16 protein-coding genes and 1 tRNA gene are annotated in these 19,549 nt (G+C 41.0%); 12 read left to right on the plus strand and 5 right to left on the minus strand.

Annotation, left to right across the window (positions count from 1 at the left end; all coding sequences use genetic code 11):
• From EO131_RS12835 to EO131_RS12845, 3 genes are all read left to right on the plus strand, one after another.
• The gene (locus EO131_RS12835; protein WP_127022765.1) at positions 1-540 is read left to right on the plus strand and encodes a GNAT family N-acetyltransferase; all 540 of its coding nucleotides are present in this window, start codon (positions 1-3) and stop codon (positions 538-540) included.
• 294 nt (positions 541-834) lie between these two features.
• Entirely contained in the window at positions 835-2,226 is a 1,392-nt protein-coding gene (locus EO131_RS12840) for a Kelch repeat-containing protein (protein WP_127022768.1), read from the plus strand.
• A gap of 154 nt (positions 2,227-2,380) precedes the next feature.
• Positions 2,381-5,773: an amidohydrolase family protein gene (locus EO131_RS12845; protein ID WP_127022771.1), complete on the plus strand. Its 3,393-nt coding sequence runs from the start codon at positions 2,381-2,383 to the stop codon at positions 5,771-5,773.
• A 162-nt stretch (positions 5,774-5,935) separates the two neighbouring features.
• Here the strand turns inward: EO131_RS12845 and EO131_RS12850 are convergent, their stop codons facing one another.
• Positions 5,936-7,753 carry a tetratricopeptide repeat protein gene (locus EO131_RS12850; protein ID WP_127022774.1) on the minus strand — a complete coding sequence of 606 codons (1,818 nt, stop codon included), beginning with the start codon at positions 7,751-7,753 and terminating at the stop codon, positions 5,936-5,938.
• A complete protein-coding gene (locus tag EO131_RS12855; RefSeq protein WP_127022777.1) occupies positions 7,746-8,171 on the minus strand; it encodes a hypothetical protein in 426 nt (141 codons plus the stop codon). Before EO131_RS12855 ends, EO131_RS12850 begins: the two co-directional genes overlap by 8 nt.
• Before the next feature lie 174 nt (positions 8,172-8,345).
• Between EO131_RS12855 and EO131_RS12860 the strand changes: the two genes are divergently transcribed.
• Positions 8,346-9,317 (plus strand): hypothetical protein, encoded by a 972-nt coding sequence (locus EO131_RS12860; protein ID WP_127022780.1) that lies wholly within the window; start codon positions 8,346-8,348, stop codon positions 9,315-9,317.
• A gap of 63 nt (positions 9,318-9,380) precedes the next feature.
• On the opposite strand, the gene EO131_RS12865 is transcribed toward EO131_RS12860, so the two are convergent.
• Positions 9,381-9,794 carry a hypothetical protein gene (locus EO131_RS12865; RefSeq protein ID WP_127022783.1) on the minus strand — a complete coding sequence of 138 codons (414 nt, stop codon included), beginning with the start codon at positions 9,792-9,794 and terminating at the stop codon, positions 9,381-9,383.
• A gap of 122 nt (positions 9,795-9,916) precedes the next feature.
• Here EO131_RS12865 and EO131_RS12870 point away from each other — a divergent pair, with 122 nt between their 5' ends.
• From EO131_RS12870 to EO131_RS12885, 4 genes are all read left to right on the plus strand, one after another.
• Positions 9,917-10,156, plus strand: a complete 240-nt coding sequence (locus EO131_RS12870) for a helix-turn-helix domain-containing protein (protein ID WP_127022786.1) — start codon at positions 9,917-9,919, stop codon at positions 10,154-10,156.
• 186 nt (positions 10,157-10,342) lie between these two features.
• Positions 10,343-11,461, plus strand: coding sequence for a hypothetical protein (locus EO131_RS12875; protein WP_127022789.1), 1,119 nt, complete (start codon positions 10,343-10,345; stop codon positions 11,459-11,461).
• Between the two features lie 107 nt (positions 11,462-11,568).
• A complete protein-coding gene (locus EO131_RS12880; protein WP_206512892.1) occupies positions 11,569-13,176 on the plus strand; it encodes an alanine/glycine:cation symporter family protein in 1,608 nt (535 codons plus the stop codon).
• Between the two features lie 122 nt (positions 13,177-13,298).
• Positions 13,299-13,826 (plus strand): DinB family protein, encoded by a 528-nt coding sequence (locus EO131_RS12885; RefSeq protein WP_127022795.1) that lies wholly within the window; start codon positions 13,299-13,301, stop codon positions 13,824-13,826.
• A gap of 57 nt (positions 13,827-13,883) precedes the next feature.
• Here EO131_RS12885 and EO131_RS12890 read toward each other — a convergent pair.
• Positions 13,884-13,957 (minus strand) — tRNA-Asn (locus EO131_RS12890).
• Positions 13,958-14,027: 70 nt separating this feature from the next.
• Positions 14,028-15,386, minus strand: coding sequence for an RIP metalloprotease RseP (rseP, locus tag EO131_RS12895; protein WP_127022799.1), 1,359 nt, complete (start codon positions 15,384-15,386; stop codon positions 14,028-14,030).
• A 150-nt stretch (positions 15,387-15,536) separates the two neighbouring features.
• Here rseP and EO131_RS12900 point away from each other — a divergent pair, with 150 nt between their 5' ends.
• The 4 genes from EO131_RS12900 to EO131_RS12915 all read left to right on the plus strand — a co-directional run bounded on the left by EO131_RS12900 (position 15,537) and on the right by EO131_RS12915 (position 19,548).
• On the plus strand, positions 15,537-16,211 hold the full coding sequence (locus EO131_RS12900; protein ID WP_127022802.1) for an SCO family protein: 675 nt from the start codon (positions 15,537-15,539) through the stop codon (positions 16,209-16,211).
• 84 nt (positions 16,212-16,295) lie between these two features.
• Positions 16,296-16,541 (plus strand): FeoA family protein, encoded by a 246-nt coding sequence (locus tag EO131_RS12905; protein WP_127022805.1) that lies wholly within the window; start codon positions 16,296-16,298, stop codon positions 16,539-16,541.
• Positions 16,538-18,754: a ferrous iron transport protein B gene (gene feoB / locus EO131_RS12910; RefSeq protein ID WP_127022808.1), complete on the plus strand. Its 2,217-nt coding sequence runs from the start codon at positions 16,538-16,540 to the stop codon at positions 18,752-18,754. Before EO131_RS12905 ends, feoB begins: the two co-directional genes overlap by 4 nt.
• Before the next feature lie 269 nt (positions 18,755-19,023).
• Entirely contained in the window at positions 19,024-19,548 is a 525-nt protein-coding gene (locus tag EO131_RS12915; RefSeq protein WP_127022811.1) for an RNA polymerase sigma factor, read from the plus strand.
• The last annotated feature ends 1 nt before the right edge of the window (position 19,549 follow it).

Consider the following 19,549-nt stretch of genomic DNA (forward strand, 5'->3'; position numbering starts at 1 on the left):
ATGAACTTTGACACTTATTGTTTAAGGCTTCTAAAAGCATCCGATCATGATGCTTTTTTTCATTTAATGGAAAACAACCAAAGTAGACTTGAACAATTTTTTGCTGGTATCGTGGCCAAGACCCAGACCATTGATGCCACTAAAATATTTCTTGACGATGTGGGGCAAAAAATCAAGAACAAAACGTACATCCCCTATGTCCTTATCGATAAAAAATCCAATACGATTGCAGGTTTTATCGATCTTAAAAACATCGATTGGAACATTCCCAAAACTGAATTGGGACTATTTATAGATGCCCAATATGAGGGCAAAGGCATTGCGTCCAAAGCATTTCATCTTGTTTGTAAACATTGTTTTGAGCATCATGGTTTTCATAAGCTCTTTTTAAGAACCCATCCTACAAATGGTTCGGCGATCGCCGTTGCTGAAAAAACTGGGTTTAAAAAAGAAGGATTGTTACGGGACGATTACCGAACAACATCAGGAGAATTGGTCGATTTACTGTATTACGGCCTGTTACAAACAGATTTTACATGACCGATCGGTTACCTGTCATCCGAAGACCATACGCAATTCCGAAAAAAGTGAGAAAACCCAAAGAGTTACTGTTTGAGTTGATTTAACGATGTGTTTTCCTTTTCCCAACACATTAAGATGGAGCTGTAAAAAAGCCCTAGGGAAAACCTAGTGTCTTTGTTTTCCAATAGGCCCATTGGCATTCCTTTGGTCAGAAAATAAAACATGAAATTTATGTTAATACTTCCTTCTAAGCTGGTTTAAAAATCCAAGATCCTATACCTTGTAGGTACAAACACTAAACCTTTATTTACCATGGCCTATAAGTTGCTTTGGTTCCCCATAACCAGTTTTCTTCTATTTATATGCCTAATAGGTTTCCCTCAATCAGGATTGGCACAGCAAGTGAGCGGTACGGTGCTGGACAAAGCAACCGAAATACCTCTGGAGAATGTCAATATTTATATTGAAAACACGAAAATAGGAACGGCCACCAACGATAAGGGAAAATTTAGGCTCCGAATCAATGCTCCAACAAGTCAATCGGATAGCCTGACCTTCTCCATTGTTGGTTACCGAACCTTAAAACTGGCCCTGTCCGACCTTTTGGACACTAATCCTAACACGATAATGCTATCCGAACTGACCAACGAATTGGGAGAGGTCATTGTAGATGGAAAAAGAAAACTGCAGCAAAAATTGAGGTACAAGGAACTTTCGCGTTTAAAGAGGGGCCTTTTTGCTTTTGGTTCTACTCTAATTGACGACAAGATTTACGTGATAGGAGGCAGTGAATCCTATACGGAGGATACCATGAGAGAAGCGATCGAAGCTGCGAGTATAAATAACCCTACGGGAGGCATTCTTGCTGTATTGGACGAACTTGACCCCAATGGAAGCTACCAAGGTTACAACAACGAGTTGCAGGTCTATGACATCCTTTCCGATCAATGGCACACCTCACCCATCGAATTTGAGAACCGTTCCCACCATCAAATCAATATTATCAATGATAAGATTTATGCGCTTGGCGGCAAACGGGTGGCTAACAATAAATCCAAAGAATATTTATTGAACACTATAGAAATACTCAGTCTGGATTCCCTCCAAATCATAATGGATAATGTTAACCCCCATCAGGCTGTGGATTTTGCTTCATTTGCTTATAACGACAATTTATTGGTAATGGGCGGATCCAATAAAATGACGAAGGATGGCCGTAAGGTTTTTACCGATAAGTGCCACTTTTTTAACGCTACTAATGGGTATTGGTATGAACTGGCAACGATGACCAAACCCAAGGAAACAGATGGTGTCATCATTGAGGACAAGGTCTTTTTGATTGGCGGTTTCAACGGTAAACCCCTTTCGGAAATAGAATCCTTGGACCTTGAGACGGGAACATGGAAAAAAGAAGGTGATCTGTTTTATGCCATGGAGAAACCCAGTATCACCAAGCACAACGGAACCATCTACATTTATAATTTCGGTAAACTCCATATTTATGATACCAAGAAGGCAACCTTAACGGCCTATGATATTGACCTTTTCATCAACAATCCCAATCTGCATTATTACCAAAACAAACTTTATGTGCTGGGTGGGCTTGTTGAAGAGGAGTTTTCCAAAAAACCTTCATCTCGACTATATGAAATCAACCTAAATCAATTGGCCAAAACAAAGGTGGCCGATTCGAAAAACCTGTAGCTGTCAAAACACTTTTCCCGGACAACCAAGAAGCAGTCTTTTTACTGCCAATACTACTTCGCATTTTCCACCACATAAAGGTGAAACCTTTTGATTTTTCCCAATAATAATTTTTCATACCTTACCTGCTCTGAAACAAAAACCGAACGACTACATGAGAAAAAACTGCACCCTATTGCTATTGAGTTTGTTCATTGCAATTCCAACCCTATTTGCCCAAGAAAACAAGGAAGAGCCCGATAGCACCAAAAAGGCCACCAAGGAACTTCCCCTGGAGCCGGAAAGAACCATTTCCTTTACCACTCAAGAAGGCACATGGTTGTCCTTGGATGTGAGCCCCGATGGCACCACCATCATTTTTGACATGATGGGCGATTTGTACACCATTCCCATGCAAGGAGGGAAAGCCACAAAAGTAACCGAAGGAATGGCTTACGATGTACACCCCCGATTCAGTCCCGATGGCAAATCCATTGTGTTCATTTCCGATAAAAGCGGGTCGGACAATATCTGGACCATGGAGCTGGCATCCAAAGAGACCAAACAGATTACCAAGGATAGCGACCAAAATTACTTTGCGGCCGATTGGAGCCCTGACGGACAGTATATTGTGGGAGCCAAGGGTCGAAGAAACATCAAATTGCACCTGTACCACAAAGATGGTGGCGGTGGGGTTCAACTCATTGACAAGCCGGAAAACCTGAAGGCCATTGACCCCGAGTTCAGTCCCGATGGGAAATTGATCTATTTTTCACAACGATCCAGGGCATGGAACTACAATGCCCAGTTGCCCCAATACCAATTGGGCACCTATGACATGGAAGATGGGGAACTTTCCACCATTACCTCTCGTTATGGGTCTGCCTTTACACCCACCCTTTCACCGGATGGAAAATGGTTGGTCTTCGGCAGTCGGTTCGAAACCGAAACCGGTCTGGTACTTCGTAATTTGGAAAATGGCGATGAACGTTGGTTGGCCTATCCCGTTCAGCGTGACGAACAGGAATCCATTGCGCCGCTGGGTGTGTTGCCTGCGATGGCATTTACGCCGGATAGCAAAAATCTCGTTGCCAGCTACGGTGGCAAAATATACAAGATCAACATCGATTCCAATGTGGCCACGGAAATACCCTTCGAAGTGGACGTAAACTTGGAAATGGGTCCCCAGCTATCCTTCAAATATCCCATAGAGGATACCCCCGAGGCACTGGTGACCCAAATACGGGATGCGGTGCCCTCTCCGGATGGGACCAAACTCGCCTTTACGGCATTGAACCGTTTATACGTGATGGATTTACCGGATGGCACACCCAAACGTTTGACCAATAATAATTTTACCGAAGCGCAACCGGCATGGTCTCCTAACGGAGAAAGTATTGTTTTTGCCACATGGGAAACTGAAGGTGGACACCTCTACAAAATCAGCGCCAACGGAAGGGGCAGGGCACAAAAATTAACTCAGGAAGCAGCATTGTATTCCAACCCCGCCTGGTCCTACAAAAGCAATCGAATTGTGTTTACCCGCGGTACCGCCCAAGTATACCGAGATGCTATTGGGCCTAGGGCCCAAGGCGCCCAAGAAGATTTGGCCTGGATTCCTGCCGATGGCGGCAAAGCAACTTTAATCGATAAGGCTGAAGGTCGTTCCAATCCGCATTTCACCAAAGTGGATGACCGTATCTACCTCAACAAAGATCGCGCCTTGATTTCCATTCGTTGGGACGGTACCGATCAAAAGGAACATTTGGAACTGAGTGGTATCACCACCTTTGGGTCATCCTCATTCGGATTCCATGACCACAATGGAGGACACAACATACTGCCGGGCTCGGAACAATACCAAGAACCCCAGGATAAATCTTCAGCACCTTCTGAAATCAAAATATCTCCGGATGGCACAACGGCATTGGCCAAGATCAACAATGATATTTATACGGTTACCATTCCAAAATTTGGAAAAACGCCAAAAATCTCTGTAGCCGATGCCGACAAAGCTGCCTTTCCGGCCAAAAAACTCACCGTTATGGGTGGGGAGTTTCCTGCGTGGGAAGGTAACAGCAAAGATGTTCACTGGTCGTTGGGTGCCAGTCACTTCATCTACAACATTCCTGCGGCAGAAGCCTATGCCGATAGTGTGGCAGCAGTAAAAAAAGCTGCTGAGGACTTGAAGGACAAGGAGAAAAAAGAAGATGAAGAAAAGGATAAGGAAGATAAGGAAAAAGAGGAGGACAAAGGCTATATGGCCAAGGAACTGAAAGTGTCCGTTAGCTATACCAAAGACATTCCAAAAGGAAACATTTTGTTGAAAGGAGCCCGCATCATCACCATGAAAAATGATCAAGTCATTGAAAAAGGCGACATCCTGATTGAAAACAACCGCATTAAAGCGGTGGGTGCTTCCGGTTCTTTGAACGTTCCCAAAGGAACCCTGGAAATAGATGCATCCGGTAAAACGATCACGCCCGGTTTTGTGGATACCCATGCCCACATGTGGCCCAATTGGGGCATCCATAAAAATCAAATATGGATCTATGCGGCCAATTTGGCCTATGGCGTGACCACCACGCGTGACCCACAAACGGCAACCACCGATGTACTCACCTATTCCGATATGGTCGATGCTGGTATGATGCCCGGCCCACGTGTGTACAGCACAGGACCCGGTGTGGGCTACTGGGCCTATAAGATCAAATCCTTGGAGCATGCCAAGGATGTATTGAAACAGTACAGTGAGTATTACGACACCAAGAGTATAAAAATGTATTTGGTGGGGAATAGACAAATGCGCCAGTGGATCATAATGGCTGCCAAAGAGTTGGAACTCATGCCCACTACCGAAGGAGGGCTCGATTTCAAACTCAATATGACCCAACTATTGGATGGGTACCCAGGCCATGAACATTCGTTACCGATTTATCCCATATATAAAGATGCGGTGCAGAGCATTGCCGAATCCAAAATGGCGGTCACCCCTACCCTTTTGGTATCGTATGGCGGACCATGGGCTGAAAATTATTACTATGCTACGGAAGAGCCGTACAACGATAAAAAGTTACAATATTTTACACCCTACGAAGAACTGGCAGAGAAATCACGTCGAAGAAGTGCTTGGTTTATGCCGGAGGAGCATGTATTTATGAAGCATGCCGAATTCATGAAGGATTTGGTGGAGGCCGATGGTATTGGTGGCGTGGGTAGCCATGGGCAGTTGCAAGGTTTGGGATACCATTGGGAACTGTGGTCGGTGGCCAGTGGCGGCATGGACAACAAGGATGCACTTAAAGTGGCCACGATTTTTGGTGCCGAAGCGCTAGGTTTGGACAAGGACCTGGGCAGTATTGAGGCCGGTAAATTGGCCGATTTGGTAATTCTAGACCAAAACCCGTTGGACAACATCCGGAACACCAACACCATAAAGTATGTGATCAAAAACGGAAAGGTGTATGATGCCAACACCTTGGACGAGATTGCCCCAGTGAAAAAGGCAGCGGAAACCTTCCATTGGCAAACCGTACGACCCGAAGGTGTGCCCGGCATTAAAAAATAAAATTTCAATACATTGATAAAAAAGCCACACAAAAGTGTGGCTTTTTTTGTTTTTGCTCCCCCTCTTGGGCTCGAACCAAAGAAAGAAAATGTTTGATATCCTGCACTTTAAAAAAATATCTATTCCATTGTACTCCAAATTGCATCCCTAATTTCTATTATTTTATTGCCATTTTCTTAAGATTCCAAAAGCTTTTTCTATTTGATTATTTGCCAAAGGCAAATCTTCTAGTTCTCTTAACAAATCTATGGTTTCATTTGCGTTTTTTATTGACAACTCTTTGTTTTTAATAAATTCTTGATACAAAAAAGCAATATTAAGTTTTGTGCCTGCATACTTCAACACACTATCCTTATTCCTGAAATCAAAATACCTATCAGCAATCTTTATTGCTTCACAAAGGTTTTCCTCTGCTTGAGAATAATTCGTTTGTTTTATGTTAATATTTGAGAGATTAATATGAGATACCACTAAGTCTTTTGCATATCTTCTAGGCTCATTTTCAAAAAGTCTTTGTCTAATTTCTAATGCTTCTTGTGCAGAAAAATATGCGTCATCTAAATTGCCTGTTTTAACTAATAAATTTCCATAATTATTTAAATTAATTGCTAAAAGTGGCAAATAGGTTTCAGGTTGAATACTTGCCAAGGTTTTTGCTGCATTTACTGATTCAATATATTTTTGTTTGGCCTCTGTAAGTCTGCCGTTTTGTTTGAAAAAAACACCTAAATCTCCATTTATATAACAATATTCATATAAGAATGTGCCTGGATTTACATTGACCAATTCCTCAAATATCGTTAAAGAGCTATTTAGTGCATTTTCCGCCTTAATTGATTGCATCAGCTCCCTTTCAACGTTTCCTAAATTGCGAAATATTAATCCCTTCAAGCGTAAATATTCAACAGATGGTATATCCTTATTTGCATTTACAACTTCGATAGCTATTTTTAGGAATTTCTTTGCCTTTTTGAACTCAGCCTCCTTATAAAATAGATTTCCCAAGTTGTTCAATGTTATCATTGCTAAAATGGCATCATTTTCAGAATCAATCTTGCTCATCGGTTCTTGATTCTCCAAAGATTTTAAAAACAAACATTCTGCTTCTTTATAAAATCCTAACTTACTTTTTGCTTCTCCCAAATCTGTTAAAACCTTAGCATAGATAGTCAAATATTTGCCGCAGTTATCCTGAGACAGTTTTACTAATGCTTCTTTTGCTTTAGTCAAATGTAATACCGCATTCTCAATTTTATTTTTATAATAATATAACCAACCAAACGCCATATTAACTTTAACTTGATCACTAATTTCAAGTTGTCTATTTGCCAATTCTTTTAAATGTTTTTCTACTTCACTAAAACATTTTATTTGAGACAACAATTCAATGGAAGTGAAGTAATTTTTCGGGCTAGGATTTAATTTTAAGGCATTTGTGATGCAATTTGCAATTTGATTATGACTACCCTCAGCAAATAAAAGTTTAGCTCTTAATAACCATAAATCTGAATATTCTTCATTAACTTTTAATAACTCATATGTCTGTTTTGATAATTTTTCAATTTTAAGTATTGAAAGAGCTTTATCTAAATTTCCTCCAAGGAAGGCTTCATATGCTTTTGCTTGAATCTTAGAAATTTGTCTAAAATCCCTACCATTCAAGTCATAAAGTATACTATTTAACTGTTTTTCCTTATCAATAATTTCCTGCTTCTTTAATGCTAGTTCATTTTTTAAATCAAATACTTCCTTTTCTTGATAAGCAACAACTTTTTCACTCAATTCATAGTTCTTTTGACCAAAAGAAATTTTTTCTTTCAATTTTTCAATTTCTTCAAAATCGGGTTCTAAATATTTTTTAAGGACCTTTTTGATTTCAATTGTTTCTTCTTTTCCAAAAGAATTAATTATTTGAACAATCGTATTGTTATTCCCTTGAACTTTGTTTATTTTATTTTTTTTGAAAAACCAGCTACTCAATTTTTTGATTTATTTTATTCCCATCTCCTTTTATTGACCCTAAACTATTTTCCTTTTTTGAGATTCCAGAGGATGCATTTTTTTGATTCCTTTCAATAAAGTCAAATATTAAAGTAATTATGCATAGTAAAACTAAGGACACACTCACTGTATCACTAAGAACAGGACTGGATATTTCAAAGGAAACATTTGCAATCTTCCCTAAAAACTTATAGACAACCCTATTAAGAAGTATTAAGTTAATAAGTATAGCCCAAAATGCCTTAATATAACGCCTTTGAGGGTTATACAGCATCATAACCAATAATACCAAAAATCCAATTATCAATGAAAGTGAAATGCTTTTTGAAACAAGGAAACATATAATTCCTGCCAATACTCCAATAAAAAATGATATTACAAACCAGTTTAATTTCATAAAAATGTGAATTAACTCTTAATAAATCAACATCCTAAGTTCTTACTGTTATCAAAAAGAGAAATCAATTGAATATATTAAAAGAATATTTGTTAACATAGATTATGGAAAAGAAAACTTTTAAATAACTTGACAAATGTTTCTTACCCCCCAGTATTAAATAAAGGGTTTATTATGTCTGAAATAGATTATAATAAAATAATAAGTAATTGGTCAAATATTTCATTAGGCGCTAGTATTCTTGTCGCTTTCGCAGCAGCGACTGTGGCCTTTGCCGGATTTAAAATTCAACATTACACCAAACTTCAATCCACAGAAAATCAAAAAGAAAGTGATGATAAATTAGAAAAGTTGTCTCATCCTTTACCTAATGAGTTTCAAATAACAAACATTGCTTTAATAATTCTAGCCGATGGCCTTAAAGAGTTTTTACCTGATTTAAGAAAACAAATAGAACAAGACAAAAATATTTTCAAGAATTATGATAACAACATGAATGTTATAAAAAAAGGAGTCAATATTATTGGAACTAAGAGAAATAAAAAGCTACTTAGCTTATTTGAAAACAAAGAACTTTATTGGAACATGTATATCATGGCTGATGAAAATCAAATATCACAGGGTTCACAAAAACATCTTCTAAATTGGATTTACCGTGACAAACTATCCTTTGTCGATGGCAATTGTCGACTAAGCTATGAAGTGGATTATACAGACGGTAATCGTGAATATTTTAAAATTACCATGGATAAATCAAATTTGGATAATTTGAAAATTGAAAATACAATAATTTATTATCCCAATAAGATTACATCTCTTAAAGAATTATGCAATAAAACGATTACTATGTCAATTAATGTTGGGTCTATTAAAAATGGTCGCAATATTAATTTTGAAAATATAGACTTCCGAGATAATTACAGCAGAACCTTTAGATTAGAGTACAAAGGAAATTATGAGTCAATATCCAAATCCAACATGGATTTTATGGCAAAAACAATTGCAAGAATCAACAACGAAATGGCAGATAAAACCGATGATCCGATAGCTAAAAAAGTATTGCTTTCAATGGCAAAAAATAGCTCAAATTTTAATACTGCGCAAGTTGAATCCTATGGTATTTTCAAATGCTTATCTATGCCTTAACAATTTATAATATATCTTAAAAAAAGTGCCTTACATTTCTGTTCTTTAAGCTATAAAGATTGGTTATTGATTTATTAATTGTAGTTCATTATATCTGTGTTTAACGGCTACTTTTATTTTTGAATCAAGCGTGTCAATAGTAAATTCCAACTCAATAAATTCCTTATCTATAATTAATGATCCTAAGGTTAATGGCCTTGGCAATTCCAGATCATTACTTTTATAATATTCATATGATTTTGGATAAGGGAAGGAAAAGTCAAAATTAAAAACCAAATTGTCCAACACTTCCATTTGGGCACGATTATCATTTTTAGATTTTCGGATTCTTAGTCTTCCATTTTGCTTTACCATAGTCTTCAGCAATTCGCCCTTTACCATGGTTTTTATTTCCAATAGTCCAAAGACGATTTCAAGTGAAGTTGAAGACCCCCTATCTAAAAATGCTTTGATTTCCCCTAAAACATTGTTGCCCATAATTTGAAAAATGTTAAGATGAAAGGGGATATGCCGAAACAACGGAAACAAGTTAGCACATTTTTACCAATTACCACATTCATGTGGTTTACATAATTGCTTCAATAATGCAAATTGGGGCCATGCGAAGAAAATACACCCAAGAAGAGCTACGATTTTTAAAGAATTTTGGCGAACGTTTACGCGAATTGAGGGAAAATGTTGGTTTATCTCAAACCGCATTAGAGACCGATGCCAAGATGTCCAAAAATCAGGTCGGTAGAATAGAAAGAGGTGAAATCAGTACTTCAGTAGTAAATTTACATCTTTTGGCTCAAGCCTTGGAAGTAGAAATTAAAGACCTCTTTGATTTCGAAAAATGAAACAATAAATATGTAATGTCAGCAATACAAAAAGCCACACAAATGTGTGGCTTTTTCATTTATAGACCCAACAAATATTTTCAAATCGGTACTTGGTCAAATTTATGGTAAAGCTGAATTCGACGGGCCAAACAAAATGAAATCAGCTATTTTTAATATATTCCTGCATCCAATAGTATTAATTACTTGTTCAACTTGATCTTGGCAAACCAAACTGATATTTCCATTTATGGCTTTTACGGTTGGTGGCAATTGACCGTCTGTCTTTTTGCGTTTGTCGCCCTCATGTCCATATGGTACCATATTGGTAAAAACCAAAAGGATTATGGCCCTGTTTGGTTGGCACTTTCCGTACTGTGCTGGGCATGCTCCGGGTTGGTGGAAATTCTGATGTTACACCAAGACGAAACAGGACTTCCATTAAAAGAAGGGCTTCGGAGTGTGTTTTCCCTATTGAACAGCTTGTTCATTTTAATGGCCCTGCCCTGGTTCAAATATCTGCCCAAACCCTTTGCCCCATTGATCAAGTCCAAGTTTTGGTCTTACATCATTGGAATTCCCTTTGCGTTTGCCCTATTGCCCACTTTGCTTAAAATGGTTTTGAGGAGCACTCCATCGACCATCAACGAACTGGATGTGTATTATGCCCTGCTTACACTTCTTTTTTTGGGTTTTGTTTTATGGGAATCGTTCATCAAAAGACGCTTACCCTTGTTGGGTTGGCTTTCCCTGCTAACCATTTTGGTTACCCTAGTGGCCCAAGTGTATAAGTTTATGGGCAACTCCATTAATCTGTTGCTCTTTTCGGCCATATTCAAGACATCGTTGATCATGCTCTTTTTTGCATTGGCCCTGAGTTGGGTAAAAGAGCTTACGGAAACCATTATTCCCCAACCGCACCAACTAAAATTAACGTTCGGAAAAAAAAGAAAATCCAAGGGCAAAAACATTTATGAAGTGGCTTTACTGGGTTTCCCTGGGGATGCTGAAAGAACCGTTCAGCTGACTCAGGCACTGTACAAACTCTTCAAAACCTTTGCTGACCGCAAGATGCATTCCGAAGGCGGCTGGCTGGAAATCAAACCTAAAAATTTTGACACGTCCAAAAACTACGACATCAATGATCACAATGAGTTAAAAAGATTGGTGGAAGCCCTGCTCGATGGCCTTTTTGGAAAGAAGAACTGGACCAAGGACATGCACTATACCCCCCTTAAAAACACCCTGTTCGAAATGTCGGAAAACCGGGAGCGTAAAATTAGATTGCTCTTGCCAAAGGAGAACATTTATATTGAAAATGAGTAACTTACATCCTCATTGTCAGCAGATTACTTACTGACATTTTAAGATTCCTTCCGACAAACCGCTTCATGATTAAGCAAGCCATCGAAATTGAATGGAAAATTCAGTTTATGGCCAGAATCCTATTATGCAGTGTATTGTTCTTTATAAATAGCCCACAGGTTTTTTCCCAGACCAAGGGATTGGACGAAAAGATCAATGAGGCGTTCATGCCCTTTGCCGTTTGGTGGGAGAATTTGATCCTCTCCGAAATTCCCATTTTCGGCCACGGGATTCCAGTGGTGCTGATTATTTTAATAGTGGGCGCCCTGTTCTTTACCCTTTATTTTGGATTTGTGAACATCCGCCATTTTCCTACGGCTATTCAAGTGGTTCGAGGTAAGTACGATGTCCTGGAAAAAAGCGCATCCCAAATCAAACCCCAAGTATATGAAGTGGATGGGGATTTGGTGGACACCATAAAGGATGAAGCCCACCTTGGTGAGGTCAACCATTTTCAGGCGTTGGCCACTGCCGTATCCGGAACCGTAGGTTTGGGCAATATCGCCATGGTGGCAGTGGCCATTTCCATCGGGGGTCCGGGAGCCACCTTTTGGATGATTTTGGCTGGGCTCTTGGGCATGTCCTCCAAGTTTGTGGAATGTACCTTGGGCGTAAAATACAGGGATATTGATAACATAGGAAATGTATACGGCGGGCCAATGTACTATCTATCCAAAGGATTGAAGGAAAATGGACTGGCTCGGTTGGGAAAAGTATTGGCAGTAGTGTTTGCCGTACTCTGCGTGGGAGCTTCTTTTGGTGGTGGCAACGCCTTCCAGAGCAATCAGGCGGCCGCGCAGATCATTGAACGGTTCGGACTTTCGGGCGAGGCTTCGGGAAGTATCATTGGGCTCGTCTTTGCCCTATTGGCCGGAATCGTGATCATCGGGGGTATAAAACGAATTGCCAAGGTTACTGAAAAAGTAGTGCCGTTCATGGCTATTTTATACGTGGGAGCCGCCCTGTTCATCATTTTCTCCAAAATTGAGTGGGTAGATGATGCCTTCACTGCCATTTTTACGGATGCCTTCACCCCAAAGGCCACCATAACGGGCGGATTTGTAGGGGTGCTCGTCCAAGGGTTTCGAAGGGCCGCCTTTTCCAACGAGGCGGGTGCCGGCTCCGCGGCCATTGCACACTCAGCCGTAAACACCGCCTTCCCAGCATCTGAAGGGTTGGTGGGCTTGTTGGAACCTTTTATCGACACCGTGCTGATCTGCACCATGACCGCGGTGGTGATCATCCTTTTTAATATGGATGGGGTATTTGTGTACGGCGATGTGCTGAACGGACAGGCTTTGTTGGCAGATGGCAGCCGACTGGGTGGGGTGAACATTACCTCTCTGGCGTTTGAAAGTTCCATCCCCGGGTCATCTTATGTATTGATGTTGGCCGTGTGTCTATTTGCCTTCTCCACCATCCTGTCATGGTCCTATTATGGCTTGCAAGCATGGAAATACCTCTTTGGTCGCGGCAAGTGGATAGACCTCAGTTATAAAGTCATTTTTTTGCTGTTCACCGTTTTGGGTGCGGCCATAACTTTGGATGCGGTAATCAAATTTTCGGATGCCATGATCTTGGCCTTGGTGTTCCCCAATATGATCGGGCTTTTGATCTTGTTCCCCAAGGTGAAACAGGAGTTCAAAAAGTATTTAAAGTTGATTCGAACCAAATAACCGAATAGATTTATTAATTTATCATGGCTTTTATGAGAAGAAAGTGCATCACGACTTAACCGAAGTGAAACAAACTCATACATCTACAACCGAAAAACAGTAACAAACTAAATGATTCACAAATGAAAAAAATCAAATTCCTTTTGACCCTGGCAGTGGCCCTAATGGCCTTGCCCAACATGAATGCCCAAAATCCAACTGACTTAATCGCCGATTGGGAACGGGCCAAAGCGTACACCATGGAATATATGGAAGCCATGCCTGCTGATAAATTCGATTTTAAGGCAACTCCCGAGGTTCGTTCCTTTGCTGAGCAAATGTTGCATATAACCGATGCCAATTATGGTTTTACAGCTGCCATTGCCGGTATTCAAAGTCCTGTTGGTTTTGGCGAATCGGAAAAAACGGAGGATACCTCCAAAGCGAATGTGATCAAATTGGTGAATGCCGGATACGATTTTGTGATTGCAGGGTTACAGCAAATCTCTGCGGAGCAACTTTCGGATCCGATCACACTTTTCGGCCAATTCGAAATGACCAAGGCAAAAGCATTGGATAAAATGTTCGAACACCAAACCCACCATAGGGGGCAGGCCACCATCTATTTGAGATTGGCCGGGGTAAAACCGCCCAATGAAAAGCTATTTTAGCTCAATATGTATAAGCACAAAAAAAGCCACACAAATGTGTGGCTTTTTTATTTTTTGCTCCCCCTCTTGGGCTCGAACCAAGGACCCTCTGATTAACAGTCAGATGCTCTAACCAACTGAGCTAAGGAGGAATATTTTTATCCTAAGCGGGTGCAAATATAGCAGATTCTTTATTACACTACAAAGAAAAAAAACGCTTTTCTATTTAAAAAGCCATTTGTACAGATCGTTGCCGTTGGCAAACAACAACAAAGCAATCAAAATAAAGAACCCGATCATTTGGGCATATTCCAAAAATTTATCGCTCGGCTTGCGGCCCGTGATCATTTCGTACAATAAAAAAGCAACGTGCCCACCATCCAACGCTGGGATGGGTAAAATGTTCATGAAGGCCAGAATAATGGAAATAAAAGCCGTAGTGGCCCAAAAAGCCGACCAGTTCCAAGTGTCGGGAAACATGCCTCCAATAGCTGCAAAGCCACCTACCTCTTTATAGGCCCCGGTATCGGGATTGAATATTTTCTTCATCCCTTTGATGTAGTCCGTCAAGGTCCTTACCCCTTTGTTCCAACCTGCCGGAATGGACTCCAAAAAATTATACTTCAAGGTTTTCATTTCAAGGTAGCCTGCTTCCTTGTAGTCCTCTGGGGTCATGCCCACATAAACGCCCAAGGTTCCTTCTTCGGCCACCTTTATGTTCAAATCTATTTTTTCTCCGCCCCGATTTACCACAACGGGAACGGTCTTCCCTTTATGGGCCTCCAATATGGGAAGCACCTGATCTTTGTATTCTACCGGCTGTCCATCTATTTGAACCACAAAATCACCAGACTTGAGACCACTGTCCTTGTTGATGGAATTTTTGGGCACTTCACTGATCACAAAAGGCACTCGAAACGTAATTAGGGACCTGATTTTATCCCGATCGCCTTCATCGGACAATGTTTGAATAACATTTACGGGCACCTCTTTTTCGATTACTTCACCATTTCGCTCCACGGTATAGTGATTCCCTAAGGCAAAACCCGGGATGATTTCCGATAGGGCCTCCACCTTTTTACCATCGATGGTCAAAATTTTGTCTCCGGTCTGCAGACCCAAAGCATCCCCCAGCGTCTTATCGGTGACCCAAATACCATCCTTTAGACTATCTGCAGCGATATACTGTTCGCCATACGTGAACACCAAGCCAATGAAAATAACCACTGCCAAAATGAAGTTGACCGTTACCCCGCCCAACATTATGATCAAACGTTGCCAAGCCGGTTTGCTGCGGAACTCCCAAGGTTGTGGTTCCTGCTGCATCTGTTCTGTGTCCATACTCTCATCGATCATACCGGATATCTTCACATAACCGCCCAAGGGCAACCAACCGATACCATAAACGGTTTCGCCAATTTTCTTTTTGAAGAGCGAAAATTTGATATCAAAAAAGAGGTAAAACTTCTCGACCCGAGTCTTAAATAGCTTTGCAGGAATAAAGTGTCCCAGCTCGTGCAATACAATGAGTAGGGAGAGACTTAAAAAGAATTGTATGGTCTTTATTAATATAGGGGTCATTCGACAGCGTTTATTAAAACGAACAAAAGTAAACTTTTAGCAAGTGATAAAAAAACGGTGTATTTGCATGCCCTTGTATTTAAGAAAGATTTAGCACCAAATTTTGACTTTTATCATGGTGAATCGTAGTCTGGGCCGTAATTTTGCGGTATGGTTTCATTTTTTGCCAAATACAAACTGTTCGGGCTCGTTTTACTGGGTCTTTCCGCCATCATCATCTACCTTTTTTACAATGCCCTCCAACCGGAAAAACTATTGCCAGTGTACCAACCATCCATGGTGGATAAATCGTTGGTGGACAGTACACTTTACTATAAAAAGAAATACCACACCATTGCAGATTTTAAACTAGTGAACCAAAATGGGGATACCATTACCCAAGCGAACTACAAGGACAAGATTTACGTGGCCGATTTTTTCTTCACCACCTGCCCTACCATTTGCCCCATAATGACCAAAAATATGGCCGAGATCCAAGATGCCATACTGAACGACCCAGAGATCATGCTTCTGTCGCATTCTGTGACCCCAGTAATCGATTCGGTACCCCAATTGAAGAAATATGCCTTGGAAAAAGGGGTGGTCGATAGCAAATGGAACTTGGTGACCGGGGACAAGAAACAGATCTACGAACTGGCGCGCAAATCGTACCTGGCCGTTAAAAATGATGGAGATGGTGGGCCCTACGACATGATCCACACCGAAAATTTCATATTGGTGGACAAAGAGAAGCGGATACGCGGCTTTTACGATGGCACCAATCCGGAAGATATTGACAAGTTGCTGGCCGATATCAAAATCTTAAAGAAAAGCTACAGTGAATAACCTCCGACCTTTCCTTCAATTTATGGCAATTTATTTATCAACTTTAGCTATTTTTGCCATTACTTATAATAAATCTAAATAAGCATAGTGGCTACCGTTGCGGATCTAATACATGGACAAAAGGGCATAATCAAGGATTTCTCCGAGCACCTTCTCCCCATAAAATTGTTGGAATTGGGCTGTTTGCCCGGAAATAGTGTTGAATTGGTGCAAGTTGCCCCTTTAAACGACCCCATTTACATCAATCTGAGCGGAAGTCATATTGCCATTCGAAGATCGTTGGCCGAACTCATAGAGCTTGATATTATCGAAGAAACCCAAGCACCATGAGTAAAAACATCAACGTTGCCCTGATCGGAAATCCGAACACAGGCAAAACCTCCGTTTTTAACCAACTTACCGGTCTTAACCAAAAGGTGGGCAATTACCCCGGAATCACGGTTGAGAAAAAAGAAGGGATTTGCAAATTGCCACGGGGTGTAAAGGCCCATATCTTGGATTTACCAGGCACCTATAGCCTGAACACCACTTCTTTGGATGAGAGTCTGGTGGTGGAGTTGCTCCTCAACAAAAACGACAAGGATTACCCCGATGTCGCTGTGGTGATCAGTGATGTGGAGAACTTGAAACGTAACCTGTTTCTGTTCACTCAAATCAAGGATCTCAAAATCCCGACCATTTTAGTGATCAACATGGCCGATCGCATGTCCAGAAAGGGTATTTCGTTGGATGTGGCAGCCATGGAAGAGAAATTGGATACCAAAATCGCCTTGGTGAGTACCAGAAAAAGGCAAGGGATCGATCGGTTAAAGGAATTGATTGCCGATTACAAAAATATTTCCTCCGCACCCAACTTGGATGCCAAACGCATCTCACCAGAATATTTTGAGCGTTTGCAGCGCACGTTCCCCAACGAAGACCTCTACAAATTGTGGTTGGTGATCACCCAGGATGTGAACTTTATGCCCATTGAGAAAAAACGCATCCAGGACGCCACCGATTTTACCACCAAGTCAAAGGAAGAACTCAAAAAACTACAGCATAAGGAAACGGTACTTCGATACCAGTTCATCAACAATACGCTTAAGGAAACCTACAAAGTTGACTTTTTGGCCGCCAAAGGCCTCAGGGGATCATTGGACAAACTGTTGACCCATAAAGTGTTCGGCTATCTGATCTTCTTTGTGATCTTATTGACCATCTTCCAAGCCATTTTCGATTGGAGTTCCTACCCCATGGACTTTATCGACGAGCAATTTGCCATGGCCAGTGAATGGGTCAAAAATACATTGCCACCGGGTATTTTCACCGATCTATTGGCTGAAGGAATCATTGCCGGTATTGGGGGTATTGTAATCTTTATTCCCCAGATCGCTTTTTTGTTCCTGTTTATTTCCTTGCTGGAAGAATCAGGTTATATGAGCCGTGTGGTGTTCTTAATGGACCGATTGATGCGCCCATTTGGCCTGAGCGGAAAAAGTATTGTACCCTTGATCTCGGGAACGGCCTGTGCCATTCCTGCGGTTATGGCCACACGAACCATTGAAAACTGGAAAGAGAGGCTCATTACCATATTGGTGACACCTTTTACCACCTGCTCTGCAAGGTTGCCCGTCTATCTCATTTTGATTGCTCTCGTCATTCCCAAAGGCACGTTTTTGGGACTGAGCTATCAAGCCTTGACCTTAATGTTGCTATATCTCATCGGGTTCGGAATGGCCATCTTCTCGGCCATGGTGTTGAACAAAATCCTGAAAATCAAAAGTCGATCGCTGTTCATGGTGGAAATGCCCACGTATCGACTGCCACTCTTCAAAAATGTTGCCTATACGGTGTTGGAGAAAACCAAAAGCTTTGTTTTTGGGGCCGGAAAAATCATATTGGCCATTTCCATTGTCCTTTGGTTCTTGGGGTCTAATGGGTATTCCGATGATTTCAAGAATGCTGAACATATAGTCTCGGAACGTATAGAAAAAGATGGACTAAGCACCTACAGCAAAAATTACATCCAGAACAATGTGGCTTCTTATCGAGAAGCAGCTCTCGCAGATGGTATGTCCGCTACTGTCCTCCAAGATTCCATAACCGTATTGACGGAGGAACTGAAAGAAAGGGCGATTGCCCAGGAAATCTCCAGCTACAAATTGGAACACTCATACATTGGTCAGGCTGGCAAAGCCTTTGAACCCTTTGTAAAACCGTTGGGCTACGATTGGAAAATAGGCATTGCGGTATTGACCTCGTTTGCGGCGCGTGAAGTTTTTGTGGGTACCTTGGCCACCATTTATAGTGTGGGCAGCGATGAAGAGGAAACCATCAAAAACCGAATGGCGGCAGAATTGGATGATGAAGGCAGGCCACTTTTCAATTTGGCATCGGGCATTTCGTTAATGCTATTCTATGCTTTCGCCATGCAATGCATGAGTACCTTGGCCATAGTGAAAAGGGAGACCAATTCTTGGAAATGGCCCCTGTTCCAACTGGGTTTCATGAGCGTGTTTGCCTATATCGTGGCATTGATTGCCTATCAACTTTTAATTTGACCTTTACATGGTACAACAACTTTTGGCATATGGAACTCTGATTTTGGCAGTCGCTTTTCTGCTTTGGAAATACCTATTGCCCAAATCCTTTGGCAAAAAAAAGGACAAGGGCTGTGGCCAAGACAATTGTGGTTGTAACTAAACTTCAACACCCAAATACACCTTTTTTGGCTCCCTTTTAGTTAGGATGGTGATTTATTTTTTCTTTCCTGTGTAACCTTTCTTAATTTCCTGACTATATAAGGTAAACGCCAACTAAAAAACATCGTTTGGAAACGCTTTCAGATGAATTGATCATGCAGCAGGTTACAGAAGGTAATCTGGATTTGCTCAAGGTATTGTTCGACAGACATCACAAACATGTGTACAATTTTCTGTACAAAATGTCTGGTGACCGCATGTTGAGCGAAGATTTGACCCAAGATGTTTTTTACAAGCTCATTAAGTATAGGAACTCGTACAACAATGGCTCATTTATGTCATGGATGTTCACCATTACCAGAAACAGTCTCAAGACCTATTATAGGAGAACCCATAAAAATCATGAAGACATTGGTGTTTTGGCGTACAAAGCAGTGGAAGAGGAAAATGAAACAATGGAAAACCATGCCCAATTACAACACGCTTTGAACCAATTGGATCCTGCCGACCGGGAATTGGTGCTATTGAACCGGTTCCAGGAAATTAGGTATGAGGACCTTGCGGAAATGATGGGAAGCACACCGGGAGCCATAAAAACCAAAGTGTGCCGAATACTAAAAAAATTGAAACATATCTATTTAGAAAGTCTGTAGC

This window comes from Flagellimonas beolgyonensis, from assembly GCF_003992615.1.
Taxonomy (GTDB): Bacteria; Bacteroidota; Bacteroidia; order Flavobacteriales; family Flavobacteriaceae; genus Flagellimonas; species Flagellimonas beolgyonensis.